Origin of the sequence: Meiothermus sp. (assembly GCF_026004075.1) — a bacterium.
In the GTDB taxonomy this organism is placed as follows: Bacteria; Deinococcota; Deinococci; order Deinococcales; family Thermaceae; genus Meiothermus.
In genome coordinates, this window is record NZ_BPIK01000001.1 from 2361585 (window position 1) to 2382776 (window position 21192).

Annotated in this window: 13 protein-coding genes; 11 read left to right on the top strand and 2 right to left on the bottom strand. The window is 60.0% G+C overall.

What is annotated here, in order from left to right; all coding sequences use genetic code 11:
* Positions 1-75 precede the first annotated feature (75 nt).
* The 4 genes from Q0X18_RS11430 to Q0X18_RS11445 are packed head-to-tail and all read left to right on the top strand — an operon-like array spanning position 76 to position 10664.
* A complete protein-coding gene (locus tag Q0X18_RS11430; protein WP_297562546.1) occupies positions 76-4191 on the top strand; it encodes a DEAD/DEAH box helicase in 4116 nt (1371 codons plus the stop codon).
* Positions 4188-7733 carry a DEAD/DEAH box helicase gene (locus tag Q0X18_RS11435; RefSeq protein ID WP_297562549.1) on the top strand — a complete coding sequence of 1182 codons (3546 nt, stop codon included), beginning with the start codon at positions 4188-4190 and terminating at the stop codon, positions 7731-7733. The genes Q0X18_RS11430 and Q0X18_RS11435 overlap by 4 nt, the downstream gene beginning before the upstream one ends.
* Positions 7726-8673, top strand: a complete 948-nt coding sequence (locus Q0X18_RS11440) for a hypothetical protein (protein ID WP_013012879.1) — start codon at positions 7726-7728, stop codon at positions 8671-8673. The genes Q0X18_RS11435 and Q0X18_RS11440 overlap by 8 nt, the downstream gene beginning before the upstream one ends.
* Entirely contained in the window at positions 8673-10664 is a 1992-nt protein-coding gene (locus Q0X18_RS11445; RefSeq protein WP_297562551.1) for a 3'-5' exonuclease, read from the top strand. Before Q0X18_RS11440 ends, Q0X18_RS11445 begins: the two co-directional genes overlap by 1 nt.
* A 350-nt stretch (positions 10665-11014) precedes the next feature.
* Here the strand turns inward: Q0X18_RS11445 and Q0X18_RS11450 are convergent, their stop codons facing one another.
* Positions 11015-11950 carry a transcriptional regulator gene (locus tag Q0X18_RS11450; RefSeq protein ID WP_297562553.1) on the bottom strand — a complete coding sequence of 312 codons (936 nt, stop codon included), beginning with the start codon at positions 11948-11950 and terminating at the stop codon, positions 11015-11017.
* Positions 11951-12543: 593 nt separating this feature from the next.
* On the opposite strand from Q0X18_RS11450, the gene Q0X18_RS11455 reads away from it, so the two are divergent.
* From Q0X18_RS11455 to Q0X18_RS11470, 4 genes are all read left to right on the top strand, one after another.
* Complete coding sequence (locus tag Q0X18_RS11455) at positions 12544-12810, top strand: hypothetical protein (protein ID WP_297562555.1); 267 nt, start codon at positions 12544-12546, stop codon at positions 12808-12810.
* Between the two features lie 386 nt (positions 12811-13196).
* Positions 13197-14510 carry an HAD hydrolase-like protein gene (locus Q0X18_RS11460; RefSeq protein WP_297562557.1) on the top strand — a complete coding sequence of 438 codons (1314 nt, stop codon included), beginning with the start codon at positions 13197-13199 and terminating at the stop codon, positions 14508-14510.
* Positions 14511-14553: 43 nt separating this feature from the next.
* Complete coding sequence (locus Q0X18_RS11465; protein ID WP_297562559.1) at positions 14554-15537, top strand: DNA-processing protein DprA; 984 nt, start codon at positions 14554-14556, stop codon at positions 15535-15537.
* A gap of 626 nt (positions 15538-16163) precedes the next feature.
* A complete protein-coding gene (locus tag Q0X18_RS11470) occupies positions 16164-16907 on the top strand; it encodes a tyrosine-type recombinase/integrase (RefSeq protein WP_297562561.1) in 744 nt (247 codons plus the stop codon).
* Between the two features lie 12 nt (positions 16908-16919).
* On the opposite strand, the gene Q0X18_RS11475 is transcribed toward Q0X18_RS11470, so the two are convergent.
* A complete protein-coding gene (locus Q0X18_RS11475) occupies positions 16920-17726 on the bottom strand; it encodes an IS5 family transposase (RefSeq protein ID WP_297562563.1) in 807 nt (268 codons plus the stop codon).
* A 111-nt stretch (positions 17727-17837) separates the two neighbouring features.
* Here Q0X18_RS11475 and Q0X18_RS11480 point away from each other — a divergent pair, with 111 nt between their 5' ends.
* The 3 genes from Q0X18_RS11480 to Q0X18_RS11490 are packed head-to-tail and all read left to right on the top strand — an operon-like array spanning position 17838 to position 21173.
* Positions 17838-18173, top strand: coding sequence for a DUF5131 family protein (locus Q0X18_RS11480; protein ID WP_297562565.1), 336 nt, complete (start codon positions 17838-17840; stop codon positions 18171-18173).
* The gene (locus tag Q0X18_RS11485; RefSeq protein ID WP_297562567.1) at positions 18160-19434 is read left to right on the top strand and encodes a hypothetical protein; all 1275 of its coding nucleotides are present in this window, start codon (positions 18160-18162) and stop codon (positions 19432-19434) included. The genes Q0X18_RS11480 and Q0X18_RS11485 overlap by 14 nt, the downstream gene beginning before the upstream one ends.
* Positions 19416-21173, top strand: a complete 1758-nt coding sequence (locus tag Q0X18_RS11490; protein WP_297562569.1) for a hypothetical protein — start codon at positions 19416-19418, stop codon at positions 21171-21173. The genes Q0X18_RS11485 and Q0X18_RS11490 overlap by 19 nt, the downstream gene beginning before the upstream one ends.
* Positions 21174-21192: the final 19 nt, after the last annotated feature.

Sequence of the window (21192 nt, forward strand, 5' to 3'; positions counted from 1 at the left end):
CCCACTGATGCACTCCCACCTGGGCTGCCAAACACCTGGTGCACGGCGGTTGCACAAGCACGGACGGTAGCAGAGTTGCAACGTGCGGTGGTATCCCTTGCTCCGGCCCAGGCCGAGGAAGTACTGCGCACCCTACCGGACGAACTCATCCACGCCTGGACTGGTGAGGCGTGGCCTCGAACCCTGGCCGAGTTGTTGTACCAGATGAGTCTCGATCGCTACTGCCAGCGGCTGAGAGAGCGGGGGGTCGAATTGTGCCAAATACCTGCGATCTCGGATGAGCCGCTGAGTCTCGACCAGGCCGAGGTGCTCAACCCCCGGCCACAGCTAAGGCCCGGCCAGGTCGTCCCTCTTGATGCTCTCGGCCTCGACGAGCATCTGGCCCGGGCGCTGGCAGCTGCAGGCGCTAAGGAAGGTCTCTTCACTCACCAGGCACTGTCACTGGAATTCCTGCGCGCCACCCGTCACGAGCCATTCGACCTCGTGATTACCACCCCCACTGCCTCAGGCAAGACTCTGGCCTTCGCCCCGGGCATCCTCGAAGACCTGTTGCAGCGGAATAACACTGCGCTGTTTATCTACCCGCTGCGTGCACTCACTACCGACCAATACGACAAGCTCACGCGGATATGTAAGGGGCTGCCACTCAAGCTGCGCCCCTTCTTCGGTAGCATCAGCCTCGAGGAACTACTCCAGGACGGGCTTCCCCACGTTGTAGTGGCTACCCCCGATAAGCTCAACCACTATCTCGACCGCCCGGAACTGGCCGGGTTCTTTAGCCAGATCCGTTACATCGTCCTTGATGAAGCCCACGCTTACCGCGGCTACTTCGGCATAAATATGGCTCTGTTTCTGCGACGACTCATGGCGCTGGTGCACAGCGACGTGCGGTTGGTACTGTCAACTGCCACCCTTGACAACACCGCCGACTTCGTGCGTCGCCTGACCGGGCGTAATCGCTTCCGCGTGGTGGGTGCGTCAGGGGCGCCGGTTCACGCACGCTTTTTCTACCGTGGTGTCGCAAAAAACGTGCCCAGCCTCATCCATGTTGTCCAGCGTGAGAGGCGCAAGGGAATCGCCTTCGTGGAAAGCCGGGCTGAGACCCGGCGTCTGGCAGAGACCTACCGCCGCCAGCGTGGCACGCAAGTACACCCTCTCTTCAGTGGCCACCGGGACTACGCCAACGTCCTGCATCAGTTGCGCCAGGGCAATGAGTCGATGTTCGTCTTTTCTACGACCACACTAGAGGCTGGTATTGACATTGGTGACCTCCAGCACGTCGCTATCCTGGGGTTCCCTGGTAGCCGCAACAGCTTCAAGCAAATGGCTGGACGGGCCGGGCGCTCAGGGCCGGCGCACGTGGTCTTCATCCCACGTACTGGCCGTCTCGGTGTAGCGGCAGACGAGTACTATTCTCGCCTTGATAACCTGAAACGGCTTGTAGAAGCCCAGGCCGATCCGGTATATATCAACCCCGCCAACCCGGTTTTGCTACGGCAGCACCTACAGCGCATGCGTTGGGAGGCACATCGCATGGGGCTGCGAGGTGGCGAGGAACTGCTCGAGCAACTCCTGAGTCCAGCAGCCGTGCCCGAGACGGTGAGGAAGGAGCTCAAACGGAAGTTCGCCCCGCTACTTACAGAGCCGCTTGCAAGGGTCGAAGCGCCGCCGTTGCGGTCGATGCCGGGCCTGACGTACCTGGTGATCAGGCTAGGCGAGGGGGCTCCGATCCAGGGTATCGGCGAGCTAACGCTGGAGGCGGAGACGACCCCGGAGTGGATGCTTGGGGAGTTGCGGCAGGAGGCGGCTCATCGGGAGTGGGCGCTGGGCCTGGTGTTCCCACATCAGGGCCGCTACTACCGCAGCATCGATTGGACGCGCGCCCGCGTTACCCGGAACCAGCGCACTGAGGAGGCCGTGCTGGTATGGGTCGAGGACGTCACCGACAGCCTGATGGATCCTGAGGATTACAACCGGGCGTACTACGGCGCCAAGCAGGTGGATCAGTCCGACTTCAAGCAGGTGAAGCATTACCACAGTCCGTGGCTTGTCGTCTACCCTCGGCTCGAGGAGGTCGAAGCCCGCACAGCTATAGGTTCGGTTATCGCAGAAGCAGGACGGGGGCGGGTACGGGTAGGCCTGGAGTTGGTTGTCAAGCGCCTCACTAAGACCGTGCAATTCCGCTGCCCGTCACTGCGAAGCACTCGGGGAATCAGAGGGATCCATGGTGTTGAGGAGTGGGTAGTGGAAGACTGCGACGGGCGGAGAGTGCTCTTGGATCCGCTGGAGAAGCGAGAACTGCTCAAAAGCGGAAGCGTGGTGGTGCCGGAGTCCGCGCGAGACGGAGAGGAGCCGATACAGGGGCGAGGGTACGTCCTGCAGAGCTATTCCAAACGCCAGGCCAGGGTGAGTACTCATGCCTTCAACTTTGTGCTACCTGGTACCTGCTCGTGCGGGGAGGAGACGGAGCCACACTATGGCTGGAAAACTGGGTTCGAGAACGTCCCGGACACCTGGAAGAATCACCCGGTGTTCTCGCCTCTCGCTCGCGAATACGAGACCGATCTCGGCCAGATCCGCTTCAGCGACGGCTCAACAGCGGCGTACTGGGCCTTGAGCAATGCACTGGCCAAGGCCATTCCCGACGTACTCGAAACCGACCTCTCCGACATAGGCTTCGCCTTGCAGGCCCCGCGGCACGAGCTGGTATTCACCGCTTACGACGCTGTTGAGGGCGGCATCGGGGTTGCCACCCAGTTGCCTGCCAAGCTGCCGGAGATCCTGGCGGAGGCCCGACGGCTGCTGGAGCTGAGCCTGCGCTGCGACTGCCAGGGTCAGGGGTGCTTCGGCTGCATCTTGCCTTTGCGCGAACTCAGGCTTCCCCAGGACATCCCTGCGACCAGCGGCGCGGTAGAAGCGCCCCCGGCCGAGCAGGCGCGGCTGCTTCTGGAGGAGACCCGTCCGTACAAGCCCGAGCCCAATACCACGGCTGCAGCACACCTGCTACGCAACCTGCTCGAGCCACCCTCCCGGCCAGACACCAACACCACCCTTCTGCCCAAACTCACAGAATACCCTGTCTTTCGGCGACTGATTTTCGTTCTCGACAGCCTGCTGCTCGACAGCTCCAGCGTCTCCAAAGCGCAGCGTCTACGTGAAGATCCCGACCTGCTGGTCGAAAATTTGCGCCCGATCCCCCGCGTCATGGAGATTTTGGAGGAACTCCTGGGCGGCCGGGTCGAGGTGGTGCTGGTCAGCAACAACTCAATGCGCTACGTCGAGACTGCCTTAAAGCGGCACTTCCCCGCGAGTGTGGCAGCGAGGCTCCTGGGTAGCGCTGTGGCGTCGGCCAACAAACCAAGCACCGGTCGGCTGCAACCGCTGATTGAGGATCTGAACCCGCAAGAGGTGCTTCTGGTAGGAGACCGGCTAGAGGACGTGCTGACAGCACGACGGCTGGGGATCGTCTCCGCTCTGGCGACCTGGAGTGCAGCGGACGCAGCCCACGCCCTCAACGCAGGGCCAGATCTTATCTTCTCTGCTCCAGAAGACCTCCTCTACGCACTGGGCGACTACCGGGCTTACCTGCACCCCCTGGAGCAGGAGGGCGTCCCAGCCGAAGTAATCGCGGCCCCGCTGCGACTGAGCCGGGCCGGGCGGGTTTGGAGTGTCCTCGGGCGCTACCTCCCTGAGCGGCCCAGGAGCAGGCGAGCCAACGACCTCCTAAGCAATGCACGTTACCAGATCCTCGATTTCAAGCGCTCTGGCAAGCGTGTTCGTGCAGTTGCAGATTACCTCGTGCGGCGTTTTCCGGATTTACCGGTGGCCTATGTGCCTTCACGACAGCCCGTCCAGGCCGGATTGGATGCCCTGGCCGAGGAACTCGAAGCCCGTGGACATCCCGTGCTGAGGGTGCTGCAGTGGCAACGGGTGCCTCCCCTCCGCCAGCATGACGCTGGAGGGGAGGCGGAGCGGCGCGCCAACGTGGCCGGAGCCTTGCGGGTGGCCGATCCCGCCGCCGTGCGCGGGCTACGCTTACTTCTGCTCGATGATCTGATCAGCAGCGGCCAGACCCTCATCGAGGCCGATCGTGCCCTGGTCGAGGCGGGGGCCAGACCCGAGGCGCTGGCTCTGGCCTACAGCCTGTGGGAGCGTGACCGGGCGGCCGGCCCGGAGGAGGAGATGGCGTGAGGATTGACCGCCTTGCCTATCTGGTCGGCTGGGATCCCAAGGGTTGGCCCCACCACAACCCGTTGCAAGGAGTACCTTACTTCTTGCAGCAAGCCCTGCTCGTACTTGCCGAAGCAGAGGGGCTGCAGTTGGATTGGGTTGAGGGTGATCTGCGCACCGCCCAATTACCGGAGTACGCGGACGCGTTGGAACTGTGGCCTGCCGAAGCCTACAGCCGCTTCTCTCTTCTTGACCCAATGGCTCCAGAGCGCCAGGGTGCTTTCGGCAGGCTTTTGCTCCCCTTTTTCGAGCGAGCGATGCCCGATTCCGCGGCGCTAGATGCACCAAAGCCCGGCCCAGAGCACTGGCGCCTGGGCGGCGCGCCGGTTACCGTCGATGCTCTAGAGGCCCTACAAGCCTCATCGCGCTGGACCCTGGTTCAGGCAAAACGGCAAGGGATAGCCGTGCGGAGCGGTGATCCGGCCTGGGGACGCTGGCTGGTGCTGGGACCGGCAGCGCTGCGGCTGTGGTCGGCTGCCTGGCTGGCCCGGCTGGGCACAGGGGAATCGGGCGAGTTGCGGGTGCGGATTCGCGGCGACCAGCCTCTACCGGTGCTCGCACTCCTGGACAGCCTGGAATTGCTGGAAGTGGTGCGGCGGCTTTACGGCCTTAAGCAGCGATTGCCGCGAGTCCGGCTGGAGGCCGATGGGCTGGGAGAAGCGTCGCAGCGGGCACTCCGGGCCTACCTGGGCGACCCCGAGGGCCAGCTTAGACGCTTGCTGCTGGCGGAGGTGGAGTTCGGATCCGTGAGTGAGGTGGACGTGCTCATCGACGACCCCCAAGACCCACTCTTGCTGGCGGATTGGCAGCCGGACGAGGTTCTGGAGGCCGCTCGGGGGTTAATTCAGGATCCGGCGGGCATTGACCCGGGCTACCACATCGTCGATCCGGCGCCGGAGGTGCTCGACCACCTGTTCAGCCGGTTTTTCCGCCACCACCGCCTGAGACCGGAGCAGGCCGAGGCCGTGCGGCGGGTGCTCGCTGGCGAGAGTCTGCTGGTGCTGCTGCCAACGGGCTACGGCAAATCAGCAATTTATCAGCTAGCTGCCCTGATCCAGCCGGGTACTGCCCTGGTGGTCTCTCCGCTGGTCTCACTCATTCTTGATCAGGTTGACCACCTCTACCGCGACGGGATCACCGGGGTGGGCTTCATGAGTGGACGCAAGCACGCTGCAGGAACCGCAGAGACCACGTTGGAGCACCTTCGCAATGGCCGCTACCGTCTTTTCTACATCGCTCCTGAGCGCCTCGACCTGGCCAACTTCCGGCGGGAGCTGGGGGAGCTCATCCGGGGCCACCGCTTCTCTCTAATAGCCGTTGACGAGGCCCACTGTGTGTCAGAGTGGGGGCACGATTTCCGCACCTCTTACCTCCATCTCAAGGGTCTACGTCAGTACATAGAGCAGCAAGGAGTGACCGAGCGTGTACCGATGCTGGCCCTCACCGCCACTGCCTCACCGGTGGTGCGTGCAGATATCCTGCGTCTGCTGGGCATCAGTCCAGACAGTGTGGTGCAGAGCCGCAGTAGCGACCGGCCCGAGCTTAGCTACAGCGTCCACGTCGTCGATGGCCGCCAGGGCTTCGCTGGACGACTGCAAGCACTGGACGAGGTGCTGACCCGGGTCGCGCCTACCGTGTTGGGGGCAGGGAGCGAGGGGTTGCTCGAGCGCGACTCCCGCGGCCGCCACCGCCACGGCGCAGTGGTTTTCGCCCCCTTTGCCAACGCTCACAGCCGTGCCTTTTTCGCCAGCAACGCAGCGGCGGTGGCAGAGCACCTCCGGCGCAACAGGGTGCTGCCAGAGGGAGCGGTAGGCATCCACTCCAACTCTGCCCCGGGCCACTGCCCGCGCTGTGGCTCTACCCGTTACTACAGCGACTACGGCCGTTATCGCTGCGCTGAGGCGGACTGCGGGTTCGTTGGGAAAAGGGACGACTTCACCAGCCCCAGCGATTGGGACGAGCATCTGCTAGAGGTTCAGGCCCAATTCCTCGACAACCGCCTGCCGGTGCTGGTCTCGACCAAAGGCTTCGGGATGGGTATCGACAAGCCGAACATACGCCTGGTGGTGCACTACGTGATGTCAGGCAGCCTGGAGGGCTACTACCAGGAGGCTGGCCGGGCTGGACGTGACCGCGCGCACGCCCACGTTGCGCTGGTCACAGTTCCTCCGGATCCCACCTGCGCCGAGCAGCACCTGGGCGACCGGGCTATCTTCGGACTGGGAGCGGACGACCCCCTACCGCTCCCCTGTCTGGAACGCGACAGGCGGGGTTTCCCAACGTTACGGTGTCCCTTCGGCTTGAAGGAGCTTTGCGACGTGGGCCAGCAGGCTTATTTCATCAACCAGAATTTCCCCGGTGCCCGGGATGAACTAACCCAACTTACCGAGGCCTACAACAGGGCGCTGACCGGGAGGCTGCTGGTGGAGTCGGCCGGGGCTGGTGACAGCAAACCGGTGGAGAAGGCCCTCTCCCGCCTGCGAGTGTTGGAGGTGCTTCACACCTATACCCGCCAGAGGAGCCACGCCTACCGAGCGACGCTCAATCAGGACTGGACCTGGGCTCGCGGCGTCGCCGCTCTGGCTGACTACGTGCGCGGCTACGGCGAAGCCACGGGCACCCCGGACGCGGTGCTGATCGAAGTCGAAGAACTGGCCCGCTCCGAGGGAAACCAGGCCGAGTTCGTGCAGCGAGCCGGGAAGATCCTCATCGAGGCGCTCTATACCACGATCCGGGCCATGCGGCTAGCAGGGCTGCGCAACCTCTACCACTATGCAGCCCTGCCGGCGGGCAGTTGTCGGCGCGTATATCTTCGGCGGGCCTTCGAGCTACGCCTGCCACAGGACTATAGCTGCGGTTTCTGTGACACCTGCGTACCGGACATGAAATTCGGGCGTGAGCGAGCTCTGGTTCCCGAGGAGGCAGCGCGCGAGCGGATCCTGGCCGAGGGTCTTGAGAACGTGCTTACAGGCTACAACCTCACGGCGCTGAGGACATACGCCCGCGAAGTGGTCGAGGCGGGATTCGTGGGCGCTGTGCGCGGCCGGGCGGAGTATCTGCTCGAGCAACGACCCAACGACCTGGCGGTGCTGTTTCTGGCTGCCCTGTGCGCGGGCCTCGAGGGCGAGAGGGCCACCGCCAAGGTGCTGACCGAGCGTGCTCTGGACGTGATGCTGCGCGCACGGATGGGCTTGACGAACCAGCTGGCCTTCGTGCTAGCCCTGGGAGAGTGGGTGCCGAGCCTCGCTGACGACCTAGCAGGGGATCCCCAGGGGGTTCTGGGACGCAACCACCCCCGCCTCACCCTGCTTGAGACCCTCCGGCAGCTTGACCCTGCTCGTGCAGCGCACGTTGAACGTGCCTGGGCGCTTGAGGGACTGGTGGAGGTTGCCGAGCGCCTGAGCAAGTTGCTGCCTGCAGAAGTGCTTAAGGCTTTCACCACTGCTGTTGAGCACGTCACGCCCCCACATAGAGATAGAGGTATAGGAGGAATGAATGGCTGACTACCTGACCGACGAATGGATCACACAGCAGCAACAACGACTGGACGCCGCCCACGAACAGGTGGCTCATGCCATCGCCTTGTTCGGGCGTGCTGGGGACTCTCTGCCCCGGCTGGAGGCAGCTCTGCAGGCTTCTGAGGAGCACGTATCCCGCTTGAGGATGGAGTTCGAGCAGGCTCGTGCCGGATTCCACAGCGAGGTGAATGGGTTGCTGAAGCGCCTCAAGGAGGAAGGCAAAGTCCAGATAGAGCGCCTGGGCCAGCACCTGAGCGAGACACTCAAGGATCTGGAGGGGTTGCGCGATCAGCGCCTGCTCTGGGAACTGCGTGAGCGAGTTGAGTCACTCAAACAGCAGTGGTCCGCCACCCAGGAAGAGTGGCTTGAAGCCCTCCGCGAGGAAGTAGCGGCAGTTGAGGCTCGAGTACAGGAACCGCTGCGAGACCTTGACCAGAATCTGCGCGGGGGGCTGGAGGCGCTTCAGAGTGAGGTATTCGGGGCCCAGACAGCCCTGCGCCAGGAGTTGAGCAGCCAGCTTGACCAGCTTCGGGCGTTGTTGGGACACATGAACTCGCAGATAAGTGCCGTTTCCCAGAGCCTGGAGCAGGAGGTGAGGGAACGGCAGGCCCTCGGCCTCGCCCTCGATACCGAGCGATCGGCCCGCGAAGCGCTGGGTCAGGAGTTGCACACGCTGCAGCAGACCCACGCCTTGCTGCAAGAGGAGTTCGGCGTACAGTCGCGGAGGCAGCAGGAGCTCGAGCGGCAGGTGCAGGAACTGGCTCAGACCCTGGAGCAGATGGGCGAAACCATCTCGAATACTCAGCAAAACAATGCAACACGGCTTGATCGACTCGAACGATACATACGCTCGCTGCTGGCCTGGTTCAGCTCTGTTCGTGGGCTCGCACGTCTATTTAAAAATCCCCAGGGGGTCGAGGGCTGATGCAGCGGCACACGATCTTCACTATCACCGCTCTGAGGGAGTTGCAAGCGGTTCCCGCTCGTGAGCGAGATGCCCTGTTGAGCGACATCGACCTACTGGCAAGGGATCCACGCTCGGGGCGGCTCAACCTGAGTCCACTACATAAGTACCCTGGTTTTCATCGATTGAAAGTGGGTAACTGGCGGGTCTTCTGCCGCCTGGATGAGTACGTGGAGATACATGCGGTTCGCCGGCGTAGCGAGGACACCTACAGTCTGCCCTTTAACCCCCGCACGCTGAACACGCCCAGCGAGCTCACTACGCCACACCCCGATGATTGGGACGAGGAGGACGAAAAGCTCGCCGCAGGAGGCCCGCCGAAGGAGCAGGTCTTCCCGCTACGCCCCGAGCAGCTCGAGGGCTGGGGCGTACCACGACTTTACTTCCCTCAGTTCTTGAGCTGCACTAGCGACGACGACTTGCTTGCACTCGATAGCGTGGTGCCTGCCGAGTGGGTTGTGCACGTGATCAGCATGCTATATCAGCCTGGCCTGGATCAAACGCAGTCCGAGGCGCAGTACGTGGTGCACTCGCGGCAGGAACTGGAGGACTACCTCAGCGGCCGCCTCAGCGACCTACTGCTCCGCCTTGATCCCGAGCAAATTCACGCCTCGGAGTGGCGGCTGGAGGGTCCAACCCTGGTGCGCGGCGGTCCCGGCACCGGAAAGACCGTTGTGGCCCTGTACCGGGCCCTGGCCTACGCCCAGCACCGGCCCGGCTCGCGGATCCTGTTCGCCACCTACACCACCACCCTCGCCCACTACGCCGAGCAGCTGCTCTCACGCCTGATCGAAGAGCGGGGCCTGGACGCTGAGGTCGAGGTTAGCTGGGTGGATAGGCTAGTGCGGCAGAACCTGAAGGCCGCCTCCTGGAAAATTGCTGGCGACTCAGAGTTGCTCGACGCCGTGCGGGTCGTGCTGGGCGAGCTACGGGATCCGTTCCTGCAGGGTTTGGGCCCGCGCTATCTGCGCGATGAGTTCCATGACGTAATTCAGGCCTGGGATCTCGATCACAGGGAGTACCTGAGCTTCGCACGTCATGGGCGGCAGCTCCCGTTATACCCCGAGGAGCGAGAAAAGGTGTGGGTAGCCTACGACCGCTGGCGCAGGTTGCTCGATCAGCGCCGGCTGCTGAGTTGGAACCGGGCCCGGTCGGCAGCACGAGCCAGTGCACAACCGAACTACGATGCGGTAATAGTTGACGAGGCACAGGATCTCCCGCCCGTCGCCCTGCGCTTCCTACTGCGCCTCGTCAAGCACCCGAAGGGCTTCTATCTCACCGCCGACGCCAACCAGAGCCTCTACCAGCAGGGGTTCTCTTTCAAGGCGGTGGACCAGGCGCTCGACATGAGGGGCCGGAGCCTTCTGCTGCGGCGCAATTACCGCTCGACACGGCCTATTCATGCAGCGCTGGCAGCGCTGGCCCGCCACCCGTCGCTGGAGTCGGAGGACCTGCCTGAACCGGCCCACCGCGATGGCCCCAGGCCGCTGCTGGTGGGGATCGACCAGGGCACGGAGGCCGGCACGCTCCGCGAGCTGGTCTACCGGCTGTGCCGGCAGCTGCGGGTGCCACTGAGCGGGGTGGGCATCCTTTGCCCGAGCGAAGCCCGCGCGCGCGAGGTGGTCGCCGCGCTCAACCGGCTGGACATGCCCGCGGCGTGGTCGAAGGGGGAGGACCTCGAGCTCGACCAGCCGGCGGTCAAGGCGCTGACGCTGCACTCGGCCAAGGGCCTGGAGTTCCCGGTGGTCGTGGTGCTCGACGTCAACCAAGGCACGCTCCCCCGCCAGGCCGCGGTACCTGCGGAGGAGGTGGAGGCCTACGAGGCCCGTGACCGCCGGCTGTTCTACGTCGCCTGCTCGCGGGCCATGCAAGCCCTGGTGGTCGCCTACGACCCCCGCCGGCCGAGCCCCTTCGTGCGCGAGCTGCCGCCGGAGCTCTGGGAGCAGCGATAGGGAGCCGCCGCCCGCGGCGGCGCGGGCCGGTCAGGGGGCAGCTGCTCCCCCTGAGGGGCGGCTTATAGCGCTCTTCAGATGAAACGAGCCGGTGGAGAGGTGCCAAAGCTCGAGGTGGCCGTAAAAATCGCTGGCGTACTTTGCCAACGATTCCGATGGCCGCTGTACCCGCCTCTCCTCGTCCCCCTGGCTCACGCCCTATGGCTTTCCCGCGGGGCTGCCTCGCTCGGCCGGCTCGACCCTGAAACCCTGGCTCGATCAGCGCCGAATTGCGCGCTCGCGCCTCTACAACCTCACCAAGCCGTCCCTGACGAGAAGCAACCCCCCCGAGCGCTCTCCTTTCCCGCCGCTCAGCGGAGTGCCTGCGCCCCCTGGTACAGCGCCTGTCCTCCCTCAATGGATGCTTGGGCGTGACTCGTGGGAACGTAGCTCGAGCCCTGCTTCACCAATAGCCCCATGCGCTCCAGCTTCTTAAGTCGGTCCCCGGCGGAACTCTTGGCGATCCCCAGCGCCCGGCTGATCCCCGAGGGGCCGATTGGCCCCTCCGCCGCCAGACGGAGTACTTCCTTATCCCCCTCGGAGAGGAGCAGGGTGGGTTCCTGTTGACGTTCTTCCGTGCGGGTCGAAATCTCCGACAGGGGTTCGCTCCTGGCTTTCTGTGGAACCGTGGCCGTTTGGACTGCCCGCACCGACTGCCTCACCTGGCTGATCTTGGTTTCCACAGCCTCCGCTGAGAGGAGCGTCTCGAGGATAGCTTCGTACTGCGAACGCTCCTGCACCGGATCCACCGCAGCGCGAAAGGGTTGTGCCTGGACTACAGGCTCCTCGCTCGCTGCAGGGGCTTTGTCAACCACCCGGCTATCGCCGGGAAAAGACGCCACGCTTGACGAAGCGCGAAGTGTGGCAGTTTGGACCCGGGCCTCGTACATGCTGGAGAGGTTGCCCCAGAAGACCACGAAGGCCCCGATGAGGCTGCCCCAGAAGGCCCAGGCGGAGTGGATCACCACGTAGGAGAAGCTCATGTAGAAGGTCGCGACCTCCACCGCCAGCGCCAGCGCCCACGAGGCCCGCACCCCCTGGGCCTCGTAGCCCCGGTAGTAGTGGCGCAGGTGCGAGTAGGAGGAGGCCAGGGCCAGGGCGTACACCAGCACGCCGAAGGCTGCTCCAACCGCGCCGGTCAGGTCTCCACGGAGGAAGAAGTCCCCCACCACGCGCCCCGTGATGAGCCCGACCACCGGCAGGGCCAAAGCCGCGATAACCGAGAGCAAGGCCGCTTTCCAGTGCATGACACCATGTTACAGAGCATATGGAATATAGTGTGCCTTCCTGATGTCGCGGGAATCCAGGGGGCCACTATCGCCAGAACTCCCAACAATCCCAACATTCCCAACAAGGACATAAATAACGAGTCCTGAACGACATTCCTGGCGTTGGGAGTTTTTGTTTTTTCCAAAAGGGAATTCCCAACATTCCCAACAGAAGAGACTCTCCGGAAGAGGAAGATTTTTTTCTCTTCCGGGGAGTCTTCTGTACCAGGGCTCGCTTGGGTGACCGCCAGGAGGTTGCTCAGTTCAGGAAGTTCTCCCGCTCCCACCTCTCCATCTCGCGACTGCGCCCCAGCAGCTCCCGGCGTAGCCCCAGCAGGAGCCCCACCCGCGCTCCGAAGCGCCAGGCTGCGAGCCACATGGCCCAGGCCGCCCCCTCCTCCAGGGGGAGTGCGAGTTCAGATTCAACTACGGTAGTCCCAAAGAGCAACTACGGCTGCTCAAATGTTGGCTCAGGGAGGAGGGGTAATCTAGGGCTTATCTAGGACAGCCCCTTTCGCAAAGCCTCCCACAGCGAACTCACTGCCATCGCCTTCTGCATCACTCTCCTGGTCATGAACCTTTACCGCGGCTACTTTCTCGTTCGAACCGCCTACGCTCACCTCTTTTCCCAAACTCCCCACTACACCTGTCTGGCCCGCTTCTTCAAAAACGCCCATGCCGTCCGGGCCTTACTGGCCCAACGCCTGATCCAGGCTCAACCCCTCCTACACGTGGTAAACCTCAAATGCCTCTCCCTAGCCCATGGCCACCGTATCCACAGCCTCAAGCTGCCGGAGGGTGCGGTAGGGGTAGGCCCCTGGGCGCCTTTGCTGGGTTAGGCCTTGATGGCGGTGATGGATGCGCGGGGTACCTTTCATCGCTGGACGATCCTACCGGGGAACGCCCGGGAACACTGGGCTTTGGAGCTTTTGGATGGGCTTGCCCCCGTTTTGGGGAACCGAGGGTTTCGCTTTGTACCTGGGGTACTGACGCCACCTTACCGGTTGCGGGGAGGGAAGGTGGTTCAGACGGGGTGGCCAGGGTGGATGAGTCGGGTGCGGGGCTGGATAGAGACTCACTTCAGCGTGCGGGTACGCTCGTTGGATTTGCACCAGATTGAAGCCAGGAGCTACTGGGGCTTGGCGGCCCGGGTGAACCTCATCCCGGTTGATTGTGGCTAGGCGGTGAGTTTTCCGTAGGTAGAGTGTAATTGGAGGAGCTTGAAATGCCCGTCCTTCTTCACCTTATGTTCGATCTTGACGACACCCTCGTGGCTACCGCGCACTTGAAGGACATCCGCGAGAAGCACCTGTCGGATAAGTTCGAGAAAGCCCTTCCCCAACTAAAGCCCTACGTAGGGCTCCTCCCGGCATTGCACTACCTTCAGGGAAAGGTAAGTTTGAGCGTGGTTACCCGCTCGCCCGGTTGGTACGCCAAGCCAATCCTAAAGCACTGCTTTCCGGACATTCGCTGGAACGCGGTCGTGACTTATGAGGATGTGGATCGGCATAAGCCTTATCCGGATGCACTTAAGCAGGCGATGCAGACTGTGGGGGTCACAGAATTTTCCCAGGTTGCTTATATCGGCGATAGTCGGGACGACATTGAAGCGGCTTACCATGCCGGGGTGCGCCCAGTGCTGGCCACCTGGGGTGGCACTCAGGGCGTAACCAACCAGCTACTGCCCGAGGTAGTTCTGAACAACCCTACCGCATTGTGCGATCTCCCGACTTCCTACACCCGGTATCTGCACGTCCTTGAGGCCTATCTTGCTGAAAAAGATGAGAAGTGGAAGGAAGCTGGCAACGTCCAACCCACTCGCATCTCCGTTCCCATTCAGGGCAAAGAAATGGTAGTCTGGGTGCTCGGGCGTTACTTTGCTAAGGAGGGGGTGACGCTCACACTTCACAACAATCACACGCTATCTCAGCAAATCGAGCGCAAAAAAAGCTCTGGTGTTTTCCCGATTGAAGACAGCTGGGTATATGCGATCGCGGCGGTGCTCGGACACATGCAGGTAAAGTACGGGGCTGACTTGGTAACGGTGGTCCCAGCTAAGCCTGGGCGCGACCGCCGTTTAGAGCGGCTGCTTGAGGTCTACGATAGGAGCACCTATCCCTTCGTAAAACTTGCATCCGCTCCTGATCTCCTAGCTTTTAGTGAAGATGCCCAAACAGTCAAGCATGCAACCTCGCCTGAGCGCTACCAGATGGTTAAAGAGGCCATCCGAGCCAAGAACAACCAGCTGGTGGTGGGCGAAAAGGTAGTGCTACTTGACGACGTATTAACCACTGGGAGCACGCTGCAGGCCGCCAAGGAAACGCTGATCGAGGCGGGAGCCAGTTCGGTCTACCCCATCGCCCTAGCCAAGAACATCAGCAGGTACAGTTTTGAGGTCACCCCAGAGCACAAACTGTGCTCCAAGTGCGGGCGGTTGATGGTTTACCGCAAAAACCGCACCACCGGAAATGTATTTTGGGGGTGTACCGGATACCCCGAACATTGCCGGCACACTGAGGACATCCCAATAGCTCGCTAGTAACGCTTACTCCATAAGGGCTGATGTTTGGTATGGTGAGGGCATGCCTGAGCCCAGCGAAGTGACGCGGAAGCTGCTCACCCTGAGCAAATTGAGGGGAGTAGGCGCTTCGAGCCTCCTCAAGCTGGCCCAAGCGGAGGGGTTTGTCAAGTGGGACTATGACGAGATCGCGTCTAGGTTCCCCAGCATAGGTCGTGCCCTCACGCAAGAGAACCTCAACCAGGCGCAAGCACTCGCCCAGCGCGACCTCGCCGCCTGCAAGGCGGACGGCTCGGAGATCATCTCCGTGCTGGATCCCCAGTACCCCCCGCTGCTCCGGCAAACCCCGGACCGACCGGCGCTGCTCTACGTCAAGGGCAATCTCAAGCCTACCCATCACCGGGCTGTCGCGGTTGTCGGTACCAGAGAACCCACCGAACACGGCAAGGTCATCACCCAGCGCATAACGACCTACCTTGGTCAGCAGGGCTGGAGCATAGTGAGTGGCTTGGCCTTGGGGGTGGATGGTATCGCCCACCAGGCAGCTCTAGAAGTGGGAGGGCACACCGTGGCCATACTGGCTCACGGGTTGGACACCATCACCCCGAAGTCCCACACCGTGCTGGCCAAGTCCATCCTTGAGGCGGGTGGAGCTTGGGTTAGCGAATACGCATATGGAATCCCCCCTTTTGCCCCGCAATACGTCAAACGGGACCGCATTCAGGCTGGTTTAGCCCGAGGGGTGGTATTGATCCAGACCGGACTTGAAGGAGGAAGCCTCCATGCTAGCCGGGCGGCTTTACGGTATGGGAGGGTGCTAGCTGTCCCCGCTCCAACCAAAACAGACATTGCTGCGGGGGAGGAGAAGGTACAGGGAGTGCTCAAAATTCTCCAAGGCTCACGTCAGGAAGTGGCCCGCTACTTGCAATGTAATCCGGCAGACCTCGACCGTATCCTAGTAATTCGATCCCGCGAGCAGTACCCTCAATTAGAGGATGCCCTCAACGCTATAGGAGAGGGGGTTAATCCACAAAAAGCCTTATTCTAGGCTCATTAGCGAGGACAGCCCGATTCAAACCGACGACTGCCCCCCAAGGGACGGCTGAGGGAGTTTGCTCCAGCCTTTCCCACCCGAGTTATTCGCCTGGGGGAGGCTGACTGGGGGGTTCAGCCTCAGACCATCATGCTCCGGGGTGACTTGGGCCGTACCCTCAAGGGCACCACCCGAGTGGGCATGATCGGTGGCGCGGGGCTCATCGGGGTAGGCGGTACGGTGACCAGTACCAAAGGCAGCATCCAGGTGCTCCTCGCCATACCCCCCAGGGGCAAGACCCCATCTCGCTCCTCGGCCCGCCTCCCACCGAGCGGATCGTCCTACCAAATCAGCGGCTACAGCGTGGCCATCGAGTGCACCGTTCCCGGTAACTTCACTGGTAACGACACCGTCCGCATCGAGACCTGCTTCGGCAACCTGGAGGTGCGGGTAGGCTTAGCCGTTCGGCTCGATGCACTCAAGACCTGGCGCCGCTGTCGCTGTCAACTATGCTGCACGAAGCGGTGGTGTGTGGGACCATTTGTCTTTTTAGGGATTAGCGGGTGCAGTCCAACCACCATCGGGCCGAAACTTCGCACAAGCCCCCTACAGCGAACTTTCCCGGTTAGACTGAGGGACAAATGGAGAGCGCAACCCCCCTAAAGCTGGCTGAAGTGCGTGGTAAAAAAGCAAGGGCGAACTCTGAACTCGAGGCGGTGATTCGGGAGACGGCCAGGCTCTGGCGGAAGGCTCACCTGGACTACGACGGGAGCAAGTATGTGGTGGAGCGGGTGCGCCGCCTGATGGAGCTCTCTCCACCTACCAAGCGCCGCCGGGTGGTGGAAAGGCTTTCCCCGGAAGAGGTCGAGCGTCTGCTCCAGGCGGCTTACCGCATGAACCCCCGCAAGCCGGTCTTTGGCCTGATGCTCAAGACCCTCTTCTACACCGGAGTCCGGGTGAGCGAGTTTGTCCACCTGCGGGCTCAGGACATCCACCTGGACGGGGAGGCCCCCTACATTTACGTCCACAAGGCCAAGAAGGACTCGGTGCGCTACGTGCCCATCCTGCCCGCCCTGGCTCAGGAGCTTCGGGTGCATCTGGCGGGCCGGACGCGGGGCCACCTCTTCGAGTCCAACCGCCACGACCGCTACTCGGCTCGCGCCATCCAGAAGCTCATCCAGCAAGCGGCACAGGTCTCGGGGATTGAGAAGCGGGTCTATCCCCACCTGCTGCGGCACTCGGTGGCACAAACGCTGCTGGATCGGGGGATGCCCCTCGAGCAGCTTCAGAAGTTCCTGGGGCACCAGGATCCCAAGACCACCCAGATCTACGCGGAGAGTTCGCTCGAGCAGGTTGCGGAAAGTTACCGGCGGGTGTGGGGTTGAGATTAGAACCTGCTAACTAGCTGTTCGTAAAAGCTCCACAGTTTTCGCCCTCATCAGAACTGAGAAGGCCAACCAGTGCCAGCCTCGCAAGGTCTCAGCCAGCCGCTCATAGTCGCGTGCCAGCCTGCGAAACCGGGATGTCCAGGCAAACGAACGTTCCACCACCCAACGCTTCGGCAGCAGCACGAATCCTCGTCTAGCACCCTCCACCTTGACCACACACAGGGCGATTCCTTCCGCCTCCGCCGCTTGTGCTGCCTCTTCTCCGGTGTAACCCTGATCCACAAAGGCCACGGCCACCTGCGCCCCAGTAACTTCCTGTAGCCGTTGGCTCAGTGCCCCCACCTGGGCCCGTTCCTGTTCGCTGGCCGCCGTCACCACCAAAGCCAGCAGATGGCCCAACGTATCCACCGCCAGGTGAACCTTGCTCCCCTTGCGTCGCTTGTGCCCGTCATACCCGGCCCGCCCCCCACTTTGCGGGGTGGACTGCAGGGTGCGAGCGTCGTAGATGGCAGCACTGGGGTGGGCGGCTTTGCCCTGGAGCATTCGCAGGGTCATGCGCAGATCATGTACCAGGTCTTCGAAGACCCCCCGGTTCATCCAGCGGTAGGCTTGCGCCTGAACGATATGGGGGGGTGGGAAGTCGTGGGGGAGGTAGTCCCATTGAGCACCGGTTCGGACCATCCAACGCAGGGCGTTGAACACTTCGCGCAGGTCATACTTGCGCTGGGGAGCCTCTAGCGGAGCGAGGGTCAAATAGGGCAGCACCAGGGCCCATTCCTCATCACTGACGTCCGATGGGTAGGTACGACGGTTCATGATCTAAACATAATCGCATGGCCTGATTTGGGTAAGGTGGTTTGTAGATTCTAGTCGGGTGTGTTAATCCCCATAGACATATCGGTTTATCCGTGTTAAGGTTACAGCGTAATGGCCAACGTCGGTACTGCAATCGAGTGGACGGATGCCACCTGGAACCCTACCACCGGATGCAACAAGGTCAGTCCAGGGTGCAAACACTGCTATGCCGAGCGCATAACTGAGCGCTTCTCACAGCATTTCCCCCAGGGATTTCGCTTCACCCTGCACCCCGATTGGCTGATGGAGCCTTACCATATGCTCCGCCCCCCTCACCGGAAAAGCCACGCAACCTCTACAGGGTGTAATGCGCGATCAGCATTGAGGCCATTGCCTAAGGGCTTTTACACGCCCCTTGACGAAGCCCCTCGTTGGGTTACACTTACACCTCAGTATGACAGATCATGACCCAATAGAGTCGTTTCTAAGAGATGTGCGGAGAAACTCAGCCCCAGAAAAGGACAGCAAGTGGGAGCTTGATCTTATAAGGCAATTGGTGAATGAATCTTATAATCTCAAAACCGCTAAGCCGGAGGCCTCACTGGGCCGAATTCTGGCTGCAGCCTTTGATCTTGCAGTATCAGCGGCCTACTATAGATACGTAAGTCAAAGGGGGTGGTTTTACTGTCCTTCCCCATCTCCAAGGTTGTACTTTCACTTTACAAATTGTTGTCCTCGGCATGCACTGGACAATAGTTTCTACTTTAATAAGTCAAATAAACCAGAGTCTGCGAATATAGGTGAAGTAACCTCGCGAATTCTACGGCGATTTATTAGCGTGCTGTTTGAAAAAAATAATGTAAAGGCACAGGTTCTAAAGGGGAAGGAACCTATTGACATAGTTATTTTGGAAGATGCCGGTCAAAATCTATTTTTTGGTGAAGTTAAGGCAGCACCTCTATTGACTCTGCCACTGGCAAAGGACGCAGAGCCGTTTAAGGACGAGGAGGGGAATCTATTGAAGGATCATGATGCTCCAGTCGCTGTTAGCCCAATCTATAAAACTCCGATAAAGTTATTTGTGCCAAAACGTGATGACAACTCAAAGTGGACTGAACACCTTTTCACCCTTGGTTCTATAGAAAATGAAGATGATTCGTTTTGGGGATACCGCTCCCTTCTTTCTCTTTTATCGAGCGATAAAACATTTTTTTCTACATTCTTTGATTTTTGGGACAATGCGTTAACATTTTATCATCCAAAGCGTAAACAATCTATCTTTTGGCTAACTAATGGATCGGGTGAACCTAATCCCGCACCGCCTCACTGGCCTTCTAGAAAGGGAGGTAATGGAAAGAATCCTGAGAGCGTGTCTGATTCTAAGACAAGCGTTGGGATGGATAGGACAGACGATATAAAGAAGGGCATATATCAAATTCTAAAAATTGGAGTAGAAAACAAACCTTCTAAATCTAAATGGAAGCTTAGACTGGGCATTATATCAAATATCCACGCCGCAAGGCATTTTGAGGAATACTTATCCTCACTTCAGAATTTGGTATGGACTCTTGATGAAACAGGAAAAGCTCAAAAAGCAAGCGATCTTGATGATAATCACCCACTGTACAACCTATTTGATGGCATAATTACCTTTACACAGTCGCATATTCGAGACCCTTGGCTAAAGAGTATGTTTGACTTTGAGGCAAAATGGAAGATCCAAAACTAGCCTACTACTTGAAGCTTAGGTCTAACATACTTCTGGAAGGGGATGTTTCCCTTGCTGAGGAAGAGGCAAAGCACTTCTTTGAGAGTGTGACGAGAGTATTTGCTCCATCAATCGTGAGGGATGTGATTGGCCTGCCAGAGACAATCGCAGATCTTCATGCAAGGGGATGCCAACCTATAGGTTTCATCGCACGTGGCACACTCTATACGATGGAAATGCTCGTACTGCAATTCAACTTTGTGCAGGAGATATGGCGAAGGTACACTCCAGAAGATGATGAACTTATTGGACGCGTTCCGTGGGTCACCCGCATAACCTACGGGGAGGCTGATTTCATCTGCGCTGTGCCGCTCATGGCAGCCGGGGAAATTCTCAGTCAGAGCAACCTAACCCAGACCACTCAAGAGACGCTTCGGGCGCTGGTCACGTTTCTAGCCACTGGCCGCCAAGGAAAGTTTCACCTAGTCAAACCAAATGGAGGTTCAACCTCAACCCAACATGTGCATGGTTTGCATGCCTATAAGGCTAAGTTCTTCCCGCGGCTAATTCGGTCACTAATAGTCACGTCCCTACCATCATTACCCCGCACCCCGGCAGGGAATGTATCACTCCTAGATCCTTTTGTGGGCAGTGGCACAGCCCTGGTTGAGGGGTCGATGCTTGGGTTTGAGAGTCATGGGATAGATATTGACAAGCTATCCTGTGCCATTTCCCAAGCCAAGCTAGACGCTCTAAGGCTCGATCAAAAGTTTCTTTCGCAGAGCATAGCTGAACTAAGTTCTCTGATCGAGCTTAGTCAGGAAGATGAAGGGTACACTTTCCCACCCATAATTGCTAAGAAATTCGATAGGAAGGGTAAAGTCGATGAAAAACGGATGTATGAAGTATCCATAGCCAGATGGAAACGGGCTATCACAGGGATTGCCAATCCGGATGCTCGACGCCTGTTCGAAATCTGCTTAAGTGATGCCTTGACCCGAAAGTTCAATGTTCGAATGATGGGCACAGGGGTTGGTCGGTTCGCTCTGGAGGTAAGCAAGAAGTCAATTGATAGCATCATGCGCTCGAATCTCTCTAACTTATTGCGTGCTGCCTCAGTCGCGAAAACTATTGTCGAAGGATATGGATTGAGGTTAGCTCCCTCGAGCGTTCGTAGTGCAAATGCAGCCAAGCTCCCGTACGAGCCAGGTAGATTCAGCCTCATTGTCACATCTCCCCCATATTTGCCTGCATCATCGGGACGTGAGGACTATCTGGTCGGCAAATTGATTTCTATCACAGCGCTCGGATTAATGTCTGAAGAGGAAATACATCATGTGGAAACCGAAAGCATTGGATCGATGAAATCTACTCCTCCTGCTGGTGATGGTCTCCCCGACTCAGTACACAAACTTTACAATTGGTTGTTGACAGATAGCCTTCGGAGTATCAAGGCTCAACCTATTCTTGCCTATTACGAGGGACTGAAGAAAGCCCTGGAAGAGAGCTATCGGGTTCTTTTGCCTAATGGCTTGGCAATCTATGTGATTGGGAAAGAGAGTGTATTCTATACCTACAGGACGCGAGAAGTGTTGTACAGGGTGCCCTGTGATGATATTTTTGGCGAACTAGCAACCTCCTGCGGCTTCATCGTGGAAAAAAGGGTAGATGTAGAACTCGATAAAAAAAATCGGAATGCAAGGCCGCGTTCAATGGATAAATACTACGAATCCATTTTTTTTCTGAGAAAACCCCGCTAGCCCCCCGGCCCGCATCCTC